Here is a 2,188-nt window from a genome sequence, read left to right as displayed (position 1 = left end):
GAAAAATAATGTTATCACCCTTAGACGTTTTAAAAGGTTTTATTAATTTAAAATCTTATTTTACTTGGGTTATGATGGCGATGGTGGTTTGGAGTGGGTTTAGTTTTTTTAAAAAACGTTCTATACCTCCTTCGTGGTCAAAACATCTTACTACTTTTTTCATTATTTTAGGAATATTTAGTCTTCTTTATTTCTGTTGTTTTCGTCATAAAGAACCCTCCTCTAAATATTACAACCAATTAATTGGAAAAATTGACCAAGCCATTGACAAATATGGTGACACAATTAATAACTACAATGGTTTAAAACAAGATTGGGAAAAAGAATTAGAAAAATGTGAAACAGAACTAAAAGACCTTTCTGAACAAAAAGACCTTACTCAAAAAGATAAAGAAAAAATCAAAGAAGCTTTAGAAAATAATGAAGCTAAAATTAAAGAAATAAAAGAAAAAATGTTTGAAAATAACGAAAACATCACTATCTTAAAAGGAAAATTAATTCAATTAGAACAAGACAAAGAAACTAAAGAAAAAGAAATCAAAGACAAAGAAAGACAAAAAGAGTTAGCTTCTCCCGATGATAAAATTAGATTACAAGCGGAAATTAAAAAACTTCAAGAAGAAATTTTAGAAATAGTTGTTGAAATAAAAAATATTAATATTCAAATTGGTAAATTAGAAGCAACCCAAAGAAAATACCAAGATATGTTAACTCGAACCGAAGGATTAAAAAAAAATTTACAAAAAAGATATGAAACTTTAACAAATGATGAAAAATCTATTTTCAATCAAATCCAATCTGCCGAAGACCGCCGTGCCGAAATCCAAAAAGAAATTGAGGAAGTGAATGAAAAAATAAAATTAATCGGTATCGAAAAAGAACAATTACGTATTTTACGTGTGGGTGCGGAAGCCGCTAAAACCGCTTTAGATGATTGGGATAAAAAACATCAATTTAGTTTTGGTAATTTGCGTGACGCTCTTTTTCAAGGAGCAGAATTATATATGGACGCTTTTGGAGGCCGAGGTATGTTGAAAGCAGTAGGTGGTGGAGTTACCAAAAAAGTGGCAGGAACTGTTGCCAAAGTAGGTTTAGCCGTTCATGAAACTCACCGCATAATTCATTTAGCGCAAGAACTCTTTTGTCATCCTGATGGCACATTAAAAATGATGTCTCAAGAAACTTATGATTCTATTTGTACTCGTATTGACCGTGATTTAGCCAAACTCGAAGCTGACTACAAAGATTACGAAAAGAAAAAAGCTGATTATAAAATTCGTCTTAACCAAGATAATTTAAAAAATGAATGTATAAACTCTGAAAAATTAAATGAAAGTATAAAAAACGAATTTAATACTTGGATTGATGAATACTCAACCACCATCGAAGAATTAACCCGAAAACAAGAAGAAGTTTCGGATACCTCAGATTTATTTCGTAATAAAAATGAATTAGAATACAATTTAAGTAACAAAGAAGTAGAATTAAACACCGCAAAAGAAGAACTAAAACAAAAAAATCCGAATTACGCTCGTGCTCAACAACGTTTCATAGAACAACAAAAAAACAAAAAATATGCTCAATTCTATCAACCGATTATCAATAAATAATGATGAAATAAATTTTCATCATTATTTTGTTTCATTATTTCTTTCTTAAAGTTATATAATAGTGATATATTCAAATTTCCAAATTTGATAATAATAATCTTATTATTATCAGAAAGGTTACGAAATTAATGAATAAAAAAAACTTTTTACAAAAATATTTTATCGAAATAATGGTTATTTTATTATTAGGAATAGTAATTATAATTATGATTCATAAAAATCATCATGGCACTAGCCAAGCCCAATCACCTTTATCTTCTTGGGATTCCGAAAAAGAAACATTAGAGTCTGAAGAAAATGAAATTGAAAACCCCTTTTCTAATAGACCGAAACGTTCTGCAAAAGAACAACCCATCCCTAAAATTAAAACAACAGCGGCTCGTTTGGAACAAATTAAAAATTATCTTTTTACAGAACCTATTAACTCTACTTTATTACCAACCGATTTATTAGAACGAGAACAAGAAGAAATTAATGAACTTAAAAAGAGTTGGCAAAAATCATTAGATTTATTAAAAGAACAAAAGACATGGATAGATGAAAAACAAAATAAATGTGACGAATACCAATCACAATTA

At 28.7% G+C, this 2,188-nt stretch carries 1 protein-coding gene and 1 pseudogene; both read left to right on the top strand.

All coding sequences use genetic code 11. The features are described from left to right. Positions 1-1,610: DNA double-strand break repair protein Rad50 (locus tag Q8777_RS02520; RefSeq protein ID WP_318749485.1), on the top strand; the 1,610-nt coding region annotated here is incomplete at its 5' end. A 128-nt stretch (positions 1,611-1,738) separates the two neighbouring features. Next, positions 1,739-2,188, top strand: a pseudogene (locus Q8777_RS02515) (effector); the annotation flags it as partial.

This window comes from Candidatus Phytoplasma stylosanthis, assembly GCF_032886435.1.
Classification (GTDB): domain Bacteria; phylum Bacillota_I; class Bacilli_A; order Acholeplasmatales; family Acholeplasmataceae; genus Phytoplasma; species Phytoplasma stylosanthis.
The sequence above is the reverse complement of the archived record's forward strand: the minus strand, read 5'-3'. Positions and strand labels throughout refer to the sequence as shown.